Annotated in this window: 14 protein-coding genes, 9 pseudogenes and 1 other annotated feature; of the genes and pseudogenes, 11 read left to right on the top strand and 12 right to left on the bottom strand. The window is 51.4% G+C overall.

All coding sequences use genetic code 11. From position 1 onward, the window contains the following. Positions 1–201: 201 nt before the first annotated feature. On the top strand, positions 202–1,275 hold the full coding sequence (locus ACWWJF_RS14460; RefSeq protein ID WP_455871097.1) for a 3-deoxy-7-phosphoheptulonate synthase: 1,074 nt from the start codon (positions 202–204) through the stop codon (positions 1,273–1,275). A 6-nt stretch (positions 1,276–1,281) separates the two neighbouring features. After that, positions 1,282–2,403 carry a bifunctional chorismate mutase/prephenate dehydrogenase gene (tyrA, locus tag ACWWJF_RS14455; RefSeq protein WP_455869823.1) on the top strand — a complete coding sequence of 374 codons (1,122 nt, stop codon included), beginning with the start codon at positions 1,282–1,284 and terminating at the stop codon, positions 2,401–2,403. Between the two features lie 44 nt (positions 2,404–2,447). Here the strand turns inward: tyrA and pheA are convergent, their stop codons facing one another. The 6 genes and pseudogenes from pheA to bamD all read right to left on the bottom strand — a co-directional run bounded on the left by pheA (position 2,448) and on the right by bamD (position 6,590). Beyond that, positions 2,448–3,605, bottom strand: a complete 1,158-nt coding sequence (gene pheA, locus ACWWJF_RS14450; protein ID WP_455871096.1) for a bifunctional chorismate mutase/prephenate dehydratase — start codon at positions 3,603–3,605, stop codon at positions 2,448–2,450. A gap of 54 nt (positions 3,606–3,659) precedes the next feature. Then, positions 3,660–3,783: a sequence feature (Phe leader region), on the bottom strand. Further along, on the bottom strand, positions 3,735–3,782 hold the full coding sequence (gene pheL / locus ACWWJF_RS14445) for a pheA operon leader peptide PheL (RefSeq protein ID WP_196907589.1): 48 nt from the start codon (positions 3,780–3,782) through the stop codon (positions 3,735–3,737). (Overlaps the previous feature by 48 nt.) Positions 3,784–3,945: 162 nt before the next feature. Beyond that, positions 3,946–4,080, bottom strand: a pseudogene (locus ACWWJF_RS14440) (translation inhibitor protein RaiA); the annotation flags it as partial. Between the two features lies 1 nt (position 4,081). Beyond that, a protein-coding gene (locus ACWWJF_RS14435; RefSeq protein WP_455868400.1) for an IS3 family transposase occupies positions 4,082–5,250 on the bottom strand; the annotation gives its coding sequence in 2 pieces (ribosomal slippage) (positions 4,082–4,995 and positions 4,995–5,250; 1,170 coding nt in all). A gap of 73 nt (positions 5,251–5,323) precedes the next feature. Continuing rightward, a pseudogene (gene hpf, locus ACWWJF_RS14430) lies at positions 5,324–5,530 on the bottom strand (ribosome hibernation-promoting factor, HPF/YfiA family); the annotation flags it as partial. Positions 5,531–5,855: 325 nt separating this feature from the next. Further along, the gene (bamD, locus tag ACWWJF_RS14425) at positions 5,856–6,590 is read right to left on the bottom strand and encodes an outer membrane protein assembly factor BamD (protein WP_455869822.1); all 735 of its coding nucleotides are present in this window, start codon (positions 6,588–6,590) and stop codon (positions 5,856–5,858) included. A 133-nt stretch (positions 6,591–6,723) separates the two neighbouring features. On the opposite strand from bamD, the gene rluD reads away from it, so the two are divergent. From rluD to ACWWJF_RS14410, 3 genes and pseudogenes are all read left to right on the top strand, one after another. Further along, the gene (gene rluD, locus ACWWJF_RS14420; RefSeq protein WP_455869821.1) at positions 6,724–7,701 is read left to right on the top strand and encodes a 23S rRNA pseudouridine(1911/1915/1917) synthase RluD; all 978 of its coding nucleotides are present in this window, start codon (positions 6,724–6,726) and stop codon (positions 7,699–7,701) included. Between the two features lie 10 nt (positions 7,702–7,711). Beyond that, positions 7,712–8,446: a purine nucleoside phosphorylase YfiH gene (gene yfiH, locus ACWWJF_RS14415; protein WP_455869820.1), complete on the top strand. Its 735-nt coding sequence runs from the start codon at positions 7,712–7,714 to the stop codon at positions 8,444–8,446. 213 nt (positions 8,447–8,659) lie between these two features. Continuing rightward, positions 8,660–9,091 (top strand): annotated as a pseudogene (locus tag ACWWJF_RS14410) (helix-turn-helix domain-containing protein); the annotation flags it as partial. A gap of 2 nt (positions 9,092–9,093) precedes the next feature. Here ACWWJF_RS14410 and ACWWJF_RS14405 read toward each other — a convergent pair. Both ACWWJF_RS14405 and ACWWJF_RS14400 read right to left on the bottom strand, forming a co-directional pair. Beyond that, a protein-coding gene (locus ACWWJF_RS14405) for an IS3 family transposase (protein ID WP_455868400.1) occupies positions 9,094–10,262 on the bottom strand; the annotation gives its coding sequence in 2 pieces (ribosomal slippage) (positions 9,094–10,007 and positions 10,007–10,262; 1,170 coding nt in all). Between the two features lie 72 nt (positions 10,263–10,334). Next, positions 10,335–11,017, bottom strand: a pseudogene (locus tag ACWWJF_RS14400) (IS5 family transposase); the annotation flags it as partial. A gap of 148 nt (positions 11,018–11,165) precedes the next feature. Between ACWWJF_RS14400 and ACWWJF_RS14395 the strand changes: the two are divergent. The 4 genes and pseudogenes from ACWWJF_RS14395 (at position 11,166) to ACWWJF_RS14380 (ending at position 14,239) form a co-directional block, all read left to right on the top strand. Further along, positions 11,166–12,113: pseudogene (locus tag ACWWJF_RS14395) on the top strand (IS481 family transposase). A gap of 97 nt (positions 12,114–12,210) precedes the next feature. Further along, positions 12,211–12,375, top strand: a pseudogene (locus ACWWJF_RS14390) (ABC transporter ATP-binding protein); the annotation flags it as partial. A gap of 337 nt (positions 12,376–12,712) precedes the next feature. Further along, positions 12,713–13,141: a CSS-motif domain-containing protein gene (locus ACWWJF_RS14385; RefSeq protein ID WP_455869819.1), complete on the top strand. Its 429-nt coding sequence runs from the start codon at positions 12,713–12,715 to the stop codon at positions 13,139–13,141. Between the two features lie 36 nt (positions 13,142–13,177). After that, the gene (locus tag ACWWJF_RS14380; RefSeq protein WP_455869818.1) at positions 13,178–14,239 is read left to right on the top strand and encodes an EAL domain-containing protein; all 1,062 of its coding nucleotides are present in this window, start codon (positions 13,178–13,180) and stop codon (positions 14,237–14,239) included. 15 nt (positions 14,240–14,254) lie between these two features. On the opposite strand, the pseudogene ACWWJF_RS14375 reads toward ACWWJF_RS14380, so the two are convergent. Further along, positions 14,255–14,404 (bottom strand): annotated as a pseudogene (locus ACWWJF_RS14375) (Ail/Lom family outer membrane beta-barrel protein); the annotation flags it as partial. A gap of 85 nt (positions 14,405–14,489) precedes the next feature. On the opposite strand from ACWWJF_RS14375, the gene ACWWJF_RS14370 reads away from it, so the two are divergent. Both ACWWJF_RS14370 and ACWWJF_RS14365 read left to right on the top strand, forming a co-directional pair. Beyond that, positions 14,490–15,334 (top strand): IS5 family transposase gene (locus ACWWJF_RS14370; protein ID WP_455869817.1). Its coding sequence is split into 2 segments (ribosomal slippage): positions 14,490–14,835 and positions 14,835–15,334, totalling 846 coding nucleotides; the frame shifts between segments, so codons are not numbered across the junction. A 97-nt stretch (positions 15,335–15,431) separates the two neighbouring features. Further along, the gene (locus tag ACWWJF_RS14365; RefSeq protein WP_455869816.1) at positions 15,432–15,695 is read left to right on the top strand and encodes a hypothetical protein; all 264 of its coding nucleotides are present in this window, start codon (positions 15,432–15,434) and stop codon (positions 15,693–15,695) included. 78 nt (positions 15,696–15,773) lie between these two features. Here ACWWJF_RS14365 and ACWWJF_RS14360 read toward each other — a convergent pair. From ACWWJF_RS14360 to ACWWJF_RS14350, 3 genes and pseudogenes are all read right to left on the bottom strand, one after another. After that, a pseudogene (locus ACWWJF_RS14360) lies at positions 15,774–15,995 on the bottom strand (type II toxin-antitoxin system Phd/YefM family antitoxin). Between the two features lie 232 nt (positions 15,996–16,227). After that, on the bottom strand, positions 16,228–17,091 hold the full coding sequence (locus tag ACWWJF_RS14355) for a YicC/YloC family endoribonuclease (RefSeq protein ID WP_455869815.1): 864 nt from the start codon (positions 17,089–17,091) through the stop codon (positions 16,228–16,230). A gap of 116 nt (positions 17,092–17,207) precedes the next feature. Further along, positions 17,208–17,720 (bottom strand): annotated as a pseudogene (locus ACWWJF_RS14350) (substrate-binding domain-containing protein); the annotation flags it as partial. Positions 17,721–17,722: the final 2 nt, after the last annotated feature.

Below are 17,722 nucleotides of genomic sequence, written 5' to 3'. Positions count from 1 at the left end.
TTGATTCTATCACTATTTGCATTGAGATAAGCGAGAAAAGCCAGTAACCCGCGACGCGAACGTGAGATTCAGGTGAAAGTGAATTAGTAATTTTATTTTTACACTTTATGGATTTAAATCTTTACATTTTGTGGTATCTTGAACTCAATGTGGCGGCGGAAAGCGCGCTACGCTACTCAAGAACTGTCCAGGAAAATGAACATGCAAAAAGATTCGCTCAACAACATCAATATTGCCGATGAACAAGTACTGATTACGCCCGATGAGCTCAAGGCAAAATTCCCGCTCAATGTGCAAGAAGAGCAGGCCATTGCCACGGCACGTCGTACCATTTCCGATATTATCCACGGTCGCGATAACCGGTTATTGGTGGTGTGTGGACCCTGTTCCATTCATGACACGGATGCTGCGTTGGAGTATGCCCGCCGCTTGCATACGCTATCAGCCGAATTGAGCGATCGGTTGTATATCATAATGCGCGTTTACTTTGAAAAACCGCGTACTACTGTAGGTTGGAAAGGCCTTATCAATGACCCCTACATGGATGGCTCCTTCGACGTGGAGGCGGGGTTACACATTGCACGTGAGCTGCTGCTAAACCTGGTCAACATGGGGCTGCCTTTGGCGACAGAAGCGTTGGATCCCAACAGTCCACAATATTTGGGCGATCTGTTCAGTTGGTCAGCGATTGGTGCGCGGACCACTGAATCGCAAACGCACCGCGAAATGGCTTCTGGCCTTTCGATGCCAGTGGGTTTCAAGAACGGCACCGATGGAAGCCTGGGCACGGCCATTAATGCTATGAAAGCCGCAGCAATGCCGCACCGTTTTGTGGGTATCAACCAAACCGGCCAGGTGTGCCTGCTGCAAACTCAGGGTAACAGCGACGGTCATGTTATTTTGCGTGGTGGCAAGCAGCCTAACTACAGCGCACAAGACGTAGCGGAATGTGAAAAACAGATGCAGGCTGCGGGCTTAACGCCTTCACTCATGATAGATTGCAGCCATGGCAACTCGAATAAAGATTACCGTCGCCAACCGCAGGTGGTGTCATCCATTGTTGAGCAAATTAAAGCGGGTAACCGTTCCATTATTGGCATGATGCTGGAAAGTCATATTCATGAAGGCAATCAGTCGTCGGAACAACCGCGTTCGGCAATGCAATATGGTGTATCGGTGACAGATGCCTGTATCAATTGGGAAAGCACCGATGAGTTGTTGAGATCGGTGCATCAGGAGCTAGGTGCGGTACGCCGTTCATCGTTGGGAGAATAACAGAACATGGTTGCAGAACTGACCGCGTTGCGGGATCAGATTGATGAGGTGGATAAGGCGCTGCTTGGTTTGTTGGCGCGCAGGTTGGCACTAGTGGCAGAAGTCGGAGAGGTAAAAAGCCGCTATGGTCTACCTATCTATGCTCCCGATCGCGAGGCTGCGATGCTGCGTTCTCGTCGTGAAGAGGCCGAGGCCCTAAACGTGCCTGCGGATCTCATTGAGGACGTTCTGCGCCGAGTGATGCGAGAATCCTACGCCAGTGAAAATGACAAAGGCTTTAAAACACTGTGTCTGCAGCTGCGGCCTGTCGTCATTGTGGGTGGACGCGGGCAGATGGGACGTATGTTCGAAAAAATGTTGCGTCTGTCCGGCTATGAAGTAAGGCTGTTGGAAAAAGAAGATTGGCCGCAGGCTGACAGCCTGTTGGCGGATGCTGGTATGGTGATCGTTAGTGTGCCCATTCACGTGACGGAACAGGTGATTGCACAGTTACCGCGTTTGCCGGAGGATTGTATTCTGGTGGATCTGGCTTCGGTCAAAAATGGGCCGTTGCAGGCGATGCTGGCGGCACATTCCGGCCCTGTCGTAGGCTTACACCCGATGTTCGGACCAGACAGCGGTAGCCTAGCTAAGCAAGTCGTGGTGTATTGCGATGGTCGCCAGCCTGAAGCGTATCAATGGCTGTTGGAGCAAATTCAGGTATGGGGCGCCCGGCTGCATCGCATCAGTGCGGTTGAACACGATCAAAATATGATGTTTATTCAGGCGTTGCGTCACTTTGCCACTTTTGCCTACGGGTTGCATTTGGCGGAAGAGAATGTGCAGCTTGAGCAATTACTTGCATTGTCTTCACCCATTTACCGGTTGGAGCTGGTGATGGTAGGGCGGCTGTTCGCACAAGACCCGCAGCTTTATGCCGATATCATCATGTCATCCGAAAATAATCTGGCCTTGATCAAACGCTATTACGCCCGTTTTGGTGAAGCGATTGCACTGTTGGAAAGCAAAGACAAGGCGGCGTTTATCGCCAGCTTCAAGAAAGTAGAGCATTGGTTTGGTGATTATGCCCAGCGTTTTCAGGTGGAAAGTCGAGCCTTGCTGAAACAGGCTAACGACAGCCGCATCTAGATAGCGGAGAGGCGCTCCCAGCCAGGCGTCTGGGAGCGCTACACTCAGTGCATCTCAACGGGGACGACGTTCTCACTGGGGTAACAGCCGAGCACTTTCAGTGAGCGTGTGATGCCCGATAACTCTTTCAGTGCTTTTTGTAATCCATCCCCGCGCAGGTTAGCCTGCACATCAATATAAAACATCTCTTCCCAGGGGTTACCGTAAATAGGACGAGATTCCAGTTTTGTCATAATGATGCTGTGTTCGCGCAGCACCAGCAGTGCTTCCACTAATGCTCCCGATTGCTGACCCGTCGCCATAATCAAGGTGGTTTTGGCGGGGACTTGCTCAGAGACATCAATCGGCTTACGTGCCAACACGATAAAGCGGGTGGTGTTTTGGGTCTGGTTTGCCAGGTTATGTTCCAGCACGCGCAATTGATAAAGTAATCCACCGGCCTCGCTGCCCAGCGCGGCGGCGTGGGGAGAATTCAATGATGCGACTTTTTCCATCGCAGCCGCCGTGCTTTCACAATATTCGATTTTCCATTGTGGATAACGCTGGATAAAATGGCTGCACTGCTGGAAGGGTTGTGGATGGCTGTAGACGGTCGTAATTTGGCTTAAATCCGTGTCGGTAGCGACCAGCATACAGTGATCGATGGGGTGGGTAAGCTCGCCCACAATCGACAGCCCGGTATGTTGCAGTAGATCGTACACGTCATTGATTGCACCCGATGTGGTGTTCTCAATGGGTAGAACGCCGTAGTCGGCTTGGCCGGTTTCGACCATCGCGAAGATATCCTGAAACTTCTGGCAGCCGCACTCAACCAACTGTTCAAAATGGCGTGCGGCATACTGCCGGGCAGCCAGATGGGAGTAGGAGCCTTTGGGGCCAAGAAAGGCGACACGCGCCGAGTGGGCTCCGGTGGGGTTAAGATGGTGCTGCAACAGCGCCTGCTGCGTTAGCACTGAGTCTTCAATAATTAGTTGAAACAGGCGCGTAATATAATGCCCATCAAGATGATGAGGTTTTGCCGCTTCGATGAGCTTATCCAGCAAATCTCTTTCTCGTTCTTTGTCGCGAATCGGGCGATGCGTATGTAACTTTGCGCGTGTCACTTCCAATGCCAACTCTCGCCGTTCGGCCAGCAGTTCAAGCAGTTTTAAATCCAACTCGGTGATACGTTCACGTAAGGCCAGTAAAGGGTTGTCTGTCATGGTTGTGTTACCTGTAAACTCATTTTTATCCATACAGTGCGTATAAATAAGTGCATAAAAAAAGCCCCCTGTTCAGTAGGCTTTCTGGTTCGTCTTCGTATTCTTTCAATATGACGAATCGTCTCCCAATCAGGGGAAGGTAAAAAAGAATACAAAGAAAAACGGTGTGTGGCTCATTGGTTGCCTGTTAAGCGCTAGCGCTCTCATGGGGTGAAAGTACCCCTGTAAAGTAACTGTTGGCTTTTCGTTCTGTCAACTAAAAAGCGAAGGGGCCTTATCCTCAGAAGCAAAAACGCGCCCTGACGGCGCGTTGTTGGCTACTGTTATCTGAAGGTTTCGGTTATGACAACTCAATATCCGCGTCTTTGACCCCAGCAGTCGTTGCTCGACGTGCTTCTCCCTTATGCTGCATCTTGTTCAGTTGGCGCTCCAGTTTCGCGAGCAGCTCATTAATGGCAGCGTACATATTGTAGTGGTCAACTAATATTGGCCACCGCATTAGACTGTATGTAGAACAGTCGCTCAGATTCGTTTGGAGTTAAGCCGCCGTTATACCAGTGAGGCCGGATAGCGCTGTAATACCCCGTGATGTAGCGGATAATCGCGTCCTGGGCTTCGCTGAAGCTGTTGTAACCCTTTGTCGGCACCCATTCTGTCTTCAGGCTGCGGAAGAACCGCTCCATTGGCGCATTATCCCAGCAGTTACCCCGCCGACTCATACTCTGCTTTATCCGGCAGCGCCACAGGGCTTGCCGGTATTGACGGCTGGTATAGTGGCTGCCCTGGTCGCTGTGGAACATGACTCCTGTTGGTTGTCCCCGGAGTTCCCAGGCCATCTGCAACGCTTTAACTGTCAGCGCCGAGTCCGGCGACGTCGACATGGCCCAGCCCACCGGTTTGCGGGCGAACAGATCTAGCACCACCGCAAGGTAAGCCCAGCATTTGCCCGTCCAGATGTAGGTCACATCGCCGCACCAGACCTGATCCGGCGCGGTAACCGCGAACTGGCGGTTGAGATAGTTCGGTATTTCAACGTGTTCATTGCCGCCGCGTTTGTATTTGTGAGCCGGTCGCTGGCAGCTGGCGATACCCAGCTCCTTCATCAGCTTGCCAGCCAGCCAGCGCCCCATTTTGACACCGGAGCTGCCGGTGACGATGGTCGCGATACTTCGAGCGCCGGCAGAGCCGCCGCTGGCGTTCCAGGCTTCCATGACGCGGCTACACTTAACCACGCGCTCACCGTCGGGTTCATTAGCGGAAGCCTGCCAGTGCCTGTAGCTGCTGCGATGTACCTCAAAAGTTTGGCACAACGCCGTGACCGGGTATCGCGCCCTCAGCCTGTCGACTACCGTGAACCGTTGAGTGAGTCCGACATTAAGAGCGCCGTAGCCTTTTTTAGGATTTCGTTCTCCATTTCAAGGCATTGGACTTTTTTCTTCATCTCACGCAGCTCGAGCTGTTCAGGGGTAAGAGGAAGTCCCGTTGGCGTTTTTCCCTGTCGTTCAAGGCGAAGCTTATTGACCCAGCGACTAATGGCAGAATGGCTGACATTAACCGCCTCTGCGGCCTTAACGTATGTGTAGCCGTGGTCGACAACCAGCTTTGCGGCTTCGAGCTTAAATTCCGCCGTAAAATGTTTACCCATGAGGCCACCTGTCGTGTTGATGAGGTGAGCATATCACCTCCGATCAGGTGGCCAGTATCAGTGTGCCACTACAATCTTCATGCTTGGCGCTGGCGACCAAGGGACCATTAGGCGTACTAATAGTCGCATCGGCAACAAAACCCACCGGTTCTTTGGATAAAATAATATGTGGGTTAATCAGGTGAGTTTGCCATTTATCCAGCTTGGTTAGACGGTCTTCGACATGCTGACGTATTGCGGGGGTGATTTCCATTTGCTTACTGGTAATGTTGATCGTCATATAACATACCTCTCTGCTTTTGCCGTCTCACTTAGATAACTTCAGCATAGCCGTAAATGGGATAAAAATCGTGATCTACATCACTTTTATTTGGCTGGTCGGATCACCTCGTTGCAATTTGTGAAGCACATAGAGGAAGCGCAATGCAAGGCTTGAGACCTGATGCAACTGGTGGCATTATCAATGACATCGATGGCGTCCAGACCAGGTCAGTGTCGGGATGATGCTCGGATACTGTTCCTGCGTTGGAATAAAAAAACGGCAAACCAAGGTTGCCGTTTTTTTTATGTTTACGCGTGTGAGTAGGGGCCGTGCTGCTCTCTGGTTAAGCGGGATTGGCCTCGACGATTTTCGCGACTTTATCCGCCTGGCCCAGCAGCTGGAGTTCTCTATAAGCATTTTCCATTAGCGGAAGCGCTCTTTTTGTCGCTTGCGTGTCCGGGAAATCACGCATCATCTGTTCTACACGATTAACAACGGCGACGTAGGCACCGCGTTTGGTGTAATATTCCGCCACTGAAAGTTCGTATTTAGCTAAACGCTCTTTCAGGAATACCAGACGTTTGCCCGCATCCGTGGCAAACTGGCTGCGAGGATACGCTTGCAGCAACTGGCGGAAGTCACGAAAAGCCGCGCGTGCATATTGTGGATCGCGGTCAGAGCGGTCAACGCCGAAGAACCCCTGAAGTGCGCTATCATCCTGAGCCATGTTGGTTAAACCACGCATGTACAGCACATAGTCCACACTTGGGTGTGTAGGGTTGAGGCGCAGGAAACGGTCAATGGAGGCTTGCGCCATCGCCAGTTCTGCGGACTTGTAATAAGCATAAATCAGGTCAAGCTGCACTTGCTGAGAATAGGGCCCGAAAGGATATCGGTTATCCAATGCTTCCAACTGCGTGATTGCTGCTTTAAAGTTACCGTCCTGCAATTTTTGTTGAGCGGTAGCATAAATTTCAGAAGGCGGACTGTCAGGAACCGTATCCTTGGAGCTGTTGGAACAACCCGCTAGCGCCAGGCTCAACGTGGCTGCAGCCACCAGATATTTCATACGCATCATAACGTTTTGATTATCCTCAGAGTGTTATGCCGGGAGACTGGCCGTTACGCTCCCGGGTAAGACTAGCAACAATAGTACATTATTTTAAACGGCATCGCCGCGAAAACCCAACGTTAACGAAGAAGCTGCAACTATGGCACAACAAGTACAACTCACCGCAATGGTGGCTGAGTCTCAACTCGGTCAACGGTTAGATCAGGCTTTGGCCGAATTGTTCCCTGATTATTCCCGTTCTCGCATAAAAGAATGGATCCTGGACGATCGGGTACAGATTAACGGCAATATGATAAATAAGCCAAAAGAGAAAGTGTCAGGCGGTGAAGCCATTACGATTGATGCCTTGATCGATGAAGAGGTTCGCTGGGAAGCACAAGATATCGCACTGGATATCGTTTATGAAGATCAAGACATTCTGGTGATCAATAAACCGCGCGATTTGGTGGTTCATCCTGGCGCGGGCAACCCGGACGGCACCGTGCTCAATGCGTTGCTGCACCATTTTCCGGCTATTGGCTATGTTCCGCGCGCAGGCATTGTGCACCGCCTGGATAAAGACACCACGGGATTGATGGTGGTAGCGAAAACCGTGCCAGCGCAAACGCGACTGGTGGAATCGCTTCAGGCGCGTGAAATCACACGTGAGTACGAAGCCGTTGCGATTGGTCGCATGACGGCCGGAGGCACAGTCAATGAACCGATGAGCCGTCATCCCACCAAACGCACCCATATGTCGGTGCATCCCATGGGAAAACCGGCCGTCACCCATTACCGCATTATGGAGCATTTTCGCAGCCATACGCGCCTACGCCTGCGTCTTGAAACGGGTCGTACGCACCAGATTCGTGTTCATATGGCGCACATCAATCATCCGCTGGTGGGCGATCAACTGTATTGCGGTCGTCCTCGCTTGCCTAAGGGGGCATCAGAGGAACTGGTGACAGCACTGCGCACGTTCGATCGTCAGGCGCTACACGCGACCATGCTACGCCTTTATCATCCCATCAGCGGGATTGAAATGGAGTGGCATGCCCCCATACCACAAGATATGGTTGATTTAATTGAGGTATTAAAAGCGGACGCCGAGGCGTTCAAAGATCAATATGACTGGTGACGAGAGGCTGATGACGAGCGAACTGATACTGCCTGACTGGCCTGCACCGCAACGTGTGCGTGCCTGTAGTACCACGCGAAGGGGAGGCGTGAGCCAAACGCCCTATGATTCGTTGAATCTTGGTGCGCATGTAGGCGATCGACCAGAGGCGGTGTTAGATAATCGTCAGCGACTGGTCACGCTGGCCGATTTGCCTGCGATGCCGCAGTGGCTAAATCAAGTGCATGGAACGCAGGTGGTTTCATTAGCGTCTTCGGCGTCAGGCGTGCCGACCGGTGATGCGGCCTACACCAACCAACCTGGTCTAGTGTGTGCGGTGATGACCGCAGACTGTTTGCCGGTGCTGTTTTGCTCGGATCGCGGTGATGAAGTGGCTGCTGCGCACGCGGGCTGGCGCGGCCTGTGTTCTGGCTTGCTGGAAGCGACATTGCGTCATTTCCGCGCCCCTGCGTCGTCCGTGATGGCATGGCTTGGGCCGGCGATCGGGCCGCAGGCGTTTGAGGTTGGCCCTGAGATGCGTGATGCTTTTATTGAACTGCACCCTGTTGCCGCAGACGCATTTATCGCTAAGGATAACAAGTTCATTGCCGATATCTACCAATTAGCTCGTTTGCGCTTGCAAGCTCAGGGCGTGACGAAAATTTTTGGTGGCGATGCCTGTACTGTGACTCAGGCCGACAAATTTTTCTCATATCGCCGCGATGGAACTACAGGTCGTATGGCAAGTTTAATCTGGCTGATATAACCTACTGAATTAAGACGATCCATGGCAAGTAACTGCATTCCTTCTATTATTACTGGCAAAATAATCGGCTTTGTTGAATAAATAGAAAGTTTGGGTAATCATCGGATTAGATGTATTAGTCGCGACTTGATCTGACACTGGACCTTGAAAGGTTGAGAGTTACCGGTTTTGATATGGGTGTCGAATCCTTATACAAAACACGAGGTAACTCTCATGCTTCATACTAACAATCCCATCATCAAACACAAAGCCGGCCTGCTCAATCTCGCCGAAGAACTCGGTAACGTATCAAAAGCCTGTAAAATCATGGGGGTGTCACGCGACACGTTTTATCGCTATCAGGAACTGGCGGCAGAAGGCGGCATTGACGCTCTGGTTAACCAAAACCGCCGGGTTCCCAACCTGAAAAACCGTGCTGATGAAGCCACTGAACGTGCGGTTGTTGATTACGCCATTGAGTTCCCGGCTCATGGCCAGCACCGGACCAGTAATGAGCTGCGTAAAAAAGGCGTCTTCATTTCTGGCAGCGGTGTGCGCTCCATCTGGCAACGACACGATCTGGAAAACTTTCGTAAGCGCCTGAAGGCACTTGAGGAAAAAGTTGCCAGAGAAGGCATCGTACTTACTGATGCTCAAATCTGTAGTGGTCAACTAATATTGGCCACCGCATTAGACTGTATGTAGAACAGTCGCTCAGATTCGTTTGGAGTTAAGCCGCCGTTATACCAGTGAGGCCGGATAGCGCTGTAATACCCCGTGATGTAGCGGATAATCGCGTCCTGGGCTTCGCTGAAGCTGTTGTAACCCTTTGTCGGCACCCATTCTGTCTTCAGGCTGCGGAAGAACCGCTCCATTGGCGCATTATCCCAGCAGTTACCCCGCCGACTCATACTCTGCTTTATCCGGCAGCGCCACAGGGCTTGCCGGTATTGACGGCTGGTATAGTGGCTGCCCTGGTCGCTGTGGAACATGACTCCTGTTGGTTGTCCCCGGAGTTCCCAGGCCATCTGCAACGCTTTAACTGTCAGCGCCGAGTCCGGCGACGTCGACATGGCCCAGCCCACCGGTTTGCGGGCGAACAGGTCTAGCACCACCGCAAGGTAAGCCCAGCATTTGCCCGTCCAGATGTAGGTCACATCGCCGCACCAGACCTGATCCGGCGCGGTAACCGCGAACTGGCGGTTGAGATAGTTCGGTATTTCAACGTGTTCATTGCCGCCGCGTTTGTATTTGTGAGCCGGTCGCTGGCAGCTGGCGATACCCAGCTCCTTCATCAGCTTGCCAGCCAGCCAGCGCCCCATTTTGACACCAGAGCTGCCGGTGACGATGGTCGCGATACTTCGAGCGCCGGCAGAGCCGCCGCTGGCGTTCCAGGCTTCCATGACGCGACTACACTTAACCACGCGCTCACCGTCGGGTTCATTAGCGGAAGCCTGCCAGTGCCTGTAGCTGCTGCGATGTACCTCAAAAGTTTGGCACAACGCCGTGACCGGGTATCGCGCCCTCAGCCTGTCGACTACCGTGAACCGTTGAGTGAGTCCGACATTAAGAGCGCCGTAGCCTTTTTTAGGATTTCGTTCTCCATTTCAAGGCATTGGACTTTTTTCTTCATCTCACGCAGCTCGAGCTGTTCAGGGGTAAGAGGAAGTCCCGTTGGCGTTTTTCCCTGTCGTTCAAGGCGAAGCTTATTGACCCAGCGACTAATGGCAGAATGGCTGACATTAACCGCCTCTGCGGCCTTAACGTATGTGTAGCCGTGGTCGACAACCAGCTTTGCGGCTTCGAGCTTAAATTCCGCCGTAAAATGTTTACCCATGAGGTCACCTGTCGTGTTGATGAGGTGAGCATATCACCTCCGCTCAGGTGGCCAGTATCAGTGTGCCACTACAAGCTTTGAACGACCATCCACCGCCATTTTTTCAGTGGATTTTCGGGGGATGACTGTTTTTATACCTCTGTTTTTCAGCTCGTTACGTAATACATGCCCGGAGTACGCCTTGTCAGCGAGTACCGCATGACCACGGCGTTTCATACTGCCGTTCTGGCGTTGAACACCAATACCGTCCAAAAGACGTAGTGCAAACTGACTTTCATGAGCCTGACCGGGGCTCAACACGATGTTTAACGGAAGACCACTTCCGTCTGTAGCCATATGGATTTTGGTGCCAAAACCACCTCGAGAGCGACCCAGCCCATTATCTCCGGTGATATCGGGATGTTTTTTTGAGCACCGGCAGCACATTTCAGCGCCCTGATATTGCTACCATCCAGCGCAGCCGCTGACCAGTCCACGAGGCCATGGGCATCAAGTGATGAAAGTAACTTATTGAAAATAATGTTAATGACTCCCGATTTTGACCATCGGTTAAAGCGGTTATAAACGGTTTTCCATGGGCCGTATCGCTCAGGTAAATCACGCCATGGGGCACCAGAGCACAGCACCCAGAACATGCCATTGATAATCATGCGATGCTCAGCCCATGGGCGTCCGGCCTGTGGTGTTGCTGGTTCAGCAGGGAGTAAGGGCTGGATGATAGCCCATGCTTCATCGGGAAGGTCGTAGCGAGCCATAGTTTAAAATAATGTAGAAACAAACAGTTAGTATAACTCATGGGATTAAGGGACACAGCCTAGTACCGGATCATTATATAGACCCTCGTCGCACCGCGCTGTTCATGGCAAGATGGCTACTGAGGGATATAGTTGAGGGCAAAATATCATGATGATTAGACTCCATCGTCAGGCAACTACAACACCTAAAATCAGAGCATCTCTTCAGGCAAGCAACGAGCCTGCATCTACTTTGTCTAAGCGTTATGGTATCTCTTAACTGACTGTTTATAAATGGAAAAAACGAGATAGTGTTGAGGATCATAGCCATATTCCCCATCGTTTGCAGACGACTCTGTCGCCGGCTCAGGAAGCCGTGGCTGTCTCCCTGCGAAAAACGCTTTTTCTTCCTCTTGACGATCTGTTGGCGGTCGTACGCGAATTCTTGAATCCCGCCGTATCTCGATCTGGCCTGGATCGCTGTTTACGCAGGCACGGAGTGGGGAGTTTGCGTGACATGAAGGAGAAAGCACCAAAACCAAAGCACAAAGCGTTTAAAAGCTACGAACCTGGTTATCTGCATGTTGATGTGAAATATCTTCCACAAATGTCAAATGAAACCTCGCGACGCTATCTTTTCGTAGGTATAGATCGCGCGACTCGATGGGTTTTTATCCGTCTCTACAAAGCCAAGACGGCGGCTAATGCGCGGCGTTTCTTGCGTGATCTTAACCGGGCATGTCCCATGGCTATCCATCGGGTACTTACAGACAATGGCAAGGAATTTACAGACCGTCTTTTTGGTCTGCGAAAACGTTCAGCCACCGGGAAACATGAATTCGACCGTTTGTGTGCAGAGCCTGATATAGAACACCGACTTAGCCCACCGATGCATCCTCAAACAAATGGTATGGTCGAGCGATTTAATGGGCGCATAGAAGATGTGCTGCAGAGCCACCATTTCAATTCTGGTGAAGAGCTTGAGATCACTCTGCATCGATATGTTTGGCTCTACAATCAGGAATTGCCTCAATCAGTATTAGGTAGTAAAACTCATATCGTTATACACATCTTTTGGCCATTTTTTGAACAGGATGCTCAGAACCCCGTGAATTAAGGCATTCAAGCCATCCCATTGGCTTTTTGAGGTTCAAAATGCCACTCTGAGATAAACCCGTAACTCATTGATTAAACAGTGCGTTAGAACGATGTGTATAACGATATGGGCTTACATGGGTTCACAGTATGAAGTGAGCGTCATCTGGCACGGGCAATCGCTGCTGCTACAGGTAAATGCCACCCATTTGCAACCCAACGTGGGCGACGACCTCTATTTGCAGATTCACCCTTACGGCATGTTTATTCTCAACGAAGGCTAACGTTTGCCGCCCCCTTCAGGGAGCCGTCTCGTGGCTCCCTTTTTTTCATCCTTTGCGTTCAAAACAATTTCCGATCGATTTACAGCGGATTGATATACTTAAAAAGCGCGTAGACATATTTATGTCGCGACGCGTTTCAGGGTGCGCTGGCTGCCTGGTTCTTCACATTGATATACGCCACGACAGGCAGAGTCATATCTACGTGGTACCAAGGAGTAGTGACGTGAGTCCACAGCATAAACGCGCACAACAACGGGGCCGCTGGCTGATTCTCTGCGCCGGGGTATTCCCATTGCTATTGATATTACTTTTCACCTTTGTTGAATCACGACAAATCGTGCAACGAGATCTGCAATCCACGGCAACGCTGGCGCTCGATCAGGCGGAAAGCATTACCACCCGTGCCTGGTCACTGCTGGAAGCCCTGCAACCGCTGCAAGGAAAGCTGTGTGAGGATATCAGAGACGATCTCCAACGGCTCAGCGCGCAGTTCGCTTATTTTCGCTCCATCGGCCTGACCTATGACAAGAGCATTTACTGCTCCTCGCTGTTTGCCCATAACGCTCTGGAAATCAGCGATGTGATCATTATGCCGCTTCCGGCAAAATTACCTCCCGCCTGGAGCCTCTCTGTCGATCAGATCAAAGATGCCGACATCAGCCCAACGCTCATTTTTATTCGCACGCCGGACGATGGTTGGGGCGCTTTTGGCCTGGTTGATGCGCAATATCTGGTGACGCTAATGAATGCTGTCAACAAGCTGTGAGGCTTTCAACTGAATATCAGAGTGGGGGATGGCGATTTGATTCATCCCAGTGCCACCACCGTACCGCATCAACCTGAATGGCTTTCTGGTGTCGAATATCACATCACATCGGAACGCTTCCCCATTGTTGTCTCCATTACCGCTCCCGCTACAGAAATGGGTAAGGCCTGGCAGTTTGCCTTTCTGACGCTGTTGCCGCTCACACTGGTACTTTCCGCGCTGTTTATTCTGGCCGCGCTGTATTGGCAAAAACGCAAGCTCTCCTTTCAGGACGAATTACGCCGCGGCATCACCAACAATGAGTTTTCTGTCTACTATCAGCCGGTTTACGGTACCGAGGCACAACGCTGCACCGGCGCAGAAGCGTTATTGCGCTGGCGGCGCGCCGATGGACAGTGGATTCGCCCGGATGTGTTTATTGCCGCCGTTGAAGCGGAAAATATGATTATCCCACTGACACGCCATTTGTTGAAACTGGTGGAGGAAGACGTTACCAGTTGGCATATCGAGCCGAATTTTCATCTGGGCTTGAATGTGTCGGCTGAGCATCTGCAAGACAGCGAATTTATCGCCGATATCCGCCAGTTTGCGGCGAATGTGGCGGCCCACCGCTTTTTGATAACGCTAGAACTGACCGAGCGCAGTCTCATTAGCGCAGGACCGGAAGTGGCGCAGCGCTTGCAACAACTACGTCAGGCAGGCATACATGTCGCGATTGATGATTTTGGCACTGGCCATTGCTCTCTGTCTTACCTGCAAAGCTTCCCTCTCGATTACTTGAAAGTCGATCAGGGGTTTGTTCGCACCATTTCGTCACAGGAAGAAGAGACGCCGATTTTAGATACCATTATCAGTCTCACTCACCGCCTTAATTTGAAGATAGTAGCAGAAGGGGTGGAAACCGCGCGTCAGCTTCACTACCTGACACAACACGGTGTGGGCTACATTCAGGGATTTTTGTATGCCAAACCTATGGATAATGAAAATTTTACCGTGTGGCAGCATTACCACGCCAAGCATCGGTTTACGCCTGACGACGAGCATGCGATGACAGATTCTCTAGAGGGAAAGGAAACGCCGAAGTCCACTTCGGCGTAGTCACTCTATTGAGGATCAGAAGCGATAGTCAAGGCCGATATTGAATCCGTTGATTTTTACTGCTTTGAACTTTGATCCTTCATAGCCCAGATCAATACTCCAATTTGCTGCTGGCACTATCTGAACACCAGCACCATAGGCAAAAACGGTATCGCTACCTTTACCAGAGTCATAATCGCCAGCAGAATTAGGCTGTGTCCCTTAATCTCATGAGTTATACTAACTGTTTGTTTCTAGATCATTTTGAACTATGGCTCGCTACGACCTTCCCGATGAAGCATGGGCTATCATCCAGCCCTTACTCCCTGCTGAACCAGCAACACCACAGGCCGGACGCCCATGGGCTGAGCATCGCATGATTATCAATGGCATGTTCTGGGGGCTGTGCTCTGGTGCCCCATGGCGTGATTTACCTGAGCGATACGGCCCATGGAAAACCGTTTATAACCGCTTTAACCGATGGTCAAAATCGGGAGTCATTAACATTATTTTCAATAAGTTACTTTCATCACTTGATGCCCATGGCCTCGTGGACTGGTCAGCGACTGCGCTGGATGGTAGCAATATCAGGGCGCTGAAATGTGCTGCCGGTGCTCAAAAAAACATCCCGATATCACCGGAGATAATGGGCTGGGTCGCTCTCGAGGTGGTTTTGGCACCAAAATCCATCTGGCTACAGACGGAAGTGGTCTTCCGTTAAACATCGTGTTGAGCCCCGGTCAGGCTCATGAAAGTCAGTTTGCACTACGTCTTTTGGACGGTATTGGTGTTCAACGCCAGAACGGCAGTATGAAACGCCGTGGTCATGCGGTACTCGCTGACAAGGCGTACTCCGGGCATGTATTACGTAACGAGCTGAAAAACAGAGGTATAAAAACTGTCATCCCCCGAAAATCCACTGAAAAAATGGCGGTGGATGGTCGTTCAAAGCTCGATCGTGACGCCTACCGCAATCGGAACGTTGTTGAGCGGTGCTTTGGCCATCTGAAAGAATACCGTCGCATTGCGACACGTTACGACAAAACGGCGAGGAATTATCTGGCAATGTTGAAACTGGGCTGCATCCGCCTGTTTTACCAGAGGTTATGTAATTAAGGGACACAGCCTAGGGTTTGTCGCAAAAGCGCCGACCCTTGGCCCCCAGCAATTGGTCTGGTCATCACGTAACGATCAGGCTTTAGCAGCGACGTTGATGAATCAAGCGAATGAAAATCGCTATACGGTGAAATTCAGAGGGTATCGCCACTCTGGCTGTAAGCTCAGGCCGCTCAATGACGCGATTGGCTGTGCCAAGGCCGGGAATGGTATGGATGCTGAGTTGGTGTTCTCGGCAGACGATAATGCAACCTTGCCGCCAGGGCGTTACGTGGGTGATATCCATTTCTCTGCGAGAAGTGGCTCAGGAGATTTTGAGGTGGAATACTTGCTGCATGTGGCGTTGCAGGTTGTCAGGTAGTTGCCTGCCCAGGGCTGTCAGCTCGCCATGACAAGATGCGGTTATGGAAAGCGATAACTTCCTGAGTGCTGATCCCTATCATCGGTTTGTCAGCGCTTCAACCGTATGACCATGACGTTGCATCATCATATCAAACTCGGCATCCAGCTTAGCGTTTTAGTATGCCTCAAATTCAGCCTTGCTGATAACCACTGCTGCGCTACCGTCTCGACGAGTGATTTCAACCGGTTCGCCATGCGTGGCCGCATCCAATACCTCTGAAATCTTGGCCCGTGCCTGCGTTGAGGTGTAAGTACGCATGATATGTCTCCTGAAATGTACATTTCAGTTGTACGCTTAGCGCTGTTTGATTCAATGATAAAAATTATATGGTTAGTCCTGAGTGTTGATGTTAACCCCTTCCCGTTGTCCGAGAAACGATCTTCGGAAGCGATCAGAACGGCTTGCTTCATTTGTCTTCTAACGATGGGGTTGCTGGCAATAAAAACGCCCTGAAAAGAGCGTTGTGGAATTCAATGTATGCTACTTGGAATTACTCAATGTTCTGGATTTGCTCGCGCATCTGCTCAATCAGTACCTTCAGCTCAATGGCGCTGGCAGTGACGTCGGCGTTGATGGATTTGGAGGCCAAAGTATTAGATTCGCGGTTGAATTCTTGCATCATGAAGTCCAGACGGCGGCCAACGGCTTCCGGTTTTTTCAGGATGTTGTAGGTCTCTTTAACGTGCGCTTCGAGCCGGTCTAGCTCTTCGGCAACGTCAACACGCTGTGCTAACAGCACCAGTTCCTGTTCCAGCCGGTTGTTTTCTAACTGCACCTGCGCTTCTTCCAGCTTGTTGAGCAGGCGTTCGTGCTGCCATTGCAGAATGGTCGGCATGTGTGTGCGCACTTTCACCACTTCGGCACTCACGCCCGCAAGGCGTTGTTCAATGAGCAGCTTCAGCGCGGCACCTTCGGTCTCGCGCGCGGTGATAAAATCATTCAGCGCTTTTTCCAGTGCGGTCATCAACTCCTTGCTGATCGCATCGAGATCTTGCTCTTGCGCGGACATCACGCCCGGCCAACGCAGGATATCAACGGGATTGATTTCCCCCTCATCACTCTGCATTTTGACCCAGTTGGCGGCTTCAACCAGTTGTTTTGCCAACTTTTCATTCAGGATCAAGCTGCCTTGCGCACTCGGGTCGAGTTCAAAACGCAGGTTGCATTCGATTTTTCCGCGCGTCAGACGGGCGCGAATACGCTCACGAATCACCGGCTCCAGACTGCGGAACTGTTCCGGTAAACGGATGTATGTTTCAAGATAACGCTGGTTAACGGAGCGAAGCTCCCACGCGGCGTTACCCCAGCCGCCCTTGATGTCACGGCGGGCGTAGGCGGTCATACTGCGGATCATCGGTATTTACCTGTTTAGCAAGTGATAAGGCGAGTATAACGCGCCCATGGTTTTGCAGGGTAGGATAAAATCAGTTGAGTGGCTGGCGCACACCAGGATTTCAGAACGCTGCCGCATTATGCCGCGTGAAACAGACCTTCGTTTTGTTGGGCAATCTCCCAGCATTTGTTTTTCATCAGTTGCTTCAGCTGTAATGCGGCGCGTGATTGCGGGTTGTCGCCGCGGCTGATCAGTGTCACTTCGAACGGCAGCGGCTGTGCAATCGGTACGATTTTCAACATATCGGCATAGCGATGCGCGGTAAACAGATCGACGATACTCGCGCCGCCGCCTGGCAGCACCATATCGGCAATCACTGAGTAGGTTTTAATATATACCGATGACATCGGTGTCAGTCCTTTGGCGCGTAACGCACGGTGCAGCACCTGGCCTAACGGATCTTGCTGCTGCATCATCAGCAGGTTATTGGAACAGAGCCACTCCAGCGATACCGGCCCGTTCTGCGTGCTGTCTTTGGGCAACACAGCGACCATATAGGCTTGAAACAGCGGCTCGGCCAGCAGGGCGGCAGGCACTTGCTGACCAAAGACCAGCGCAAAATCGAGTTGGTCTTGCAGAATATTTTGACACT

The organism is Symbiopectobacterium sp. Eva_TO, assembly GCF_053848865.1.
Note: the sequence above shows the minus strand (reverse complement) of the source record. Positions and strands in the feature narration are given on the sequence as shown.

Excerpts from the sequence above, each read along its gene's own strand:
- ACWWJF_RS14460 (WP_455871097.1), top strand. The coding sequence starts at position 202 with ATGCAAAAAGATTCGCTCAACAACATCAATATTGCCGATGAACAAGTA.
- tyrA (WP_455869823.1), top strand. The coding sequence starts at position 1,282 with ATGGTTGCAGAACTGACCGCGTTGCGGGATCAGATTGATGAGGTGGAT.
- pheA (WP_455871096.1), bottom strand. The coding sequence starts at position 3,605 with ATGACAGACAACCCTTTACTGGCCTTACGTGAACGTATCACCGAGTTG.
- bamD (WP_455869822.1), bottom strand. The coding sequence starts at position 6,590 with ATGATGCGTATGAAATATCTGGTGGCTGCAGCCACGTTGAGCCTGGCG.
- rluD (WP_455869821.1), top strand. The coding sequence starts at position 6,724 with ATGGCACAACAAGTACAACTCACCGCAATGGTGGCTGAGTCTCAACTC.
- yfiH (WP_455869820.1), top strand. The coding sequence starts at position 7,712 with ATGACGAGCGAACTGATACTGCCTGACTGGCCTGCACCGCAACGTGTG.
- ACWWJF_RS14365 (WP_455869816.1), top strand. The coding sequence starts at position 15,432 with ATGAATCAAGCGAATGAAAATCGCTATACGGTGAAATTCAGAGGGTAT.
- ACWWJF_RS14355 (WP_455869815.1), bottom strand. The coding sequence starts at position 17,091 with ATGATCCGCAGTATGACCGCCTACGCCCGCCGTGACATCAAGGGCGGC.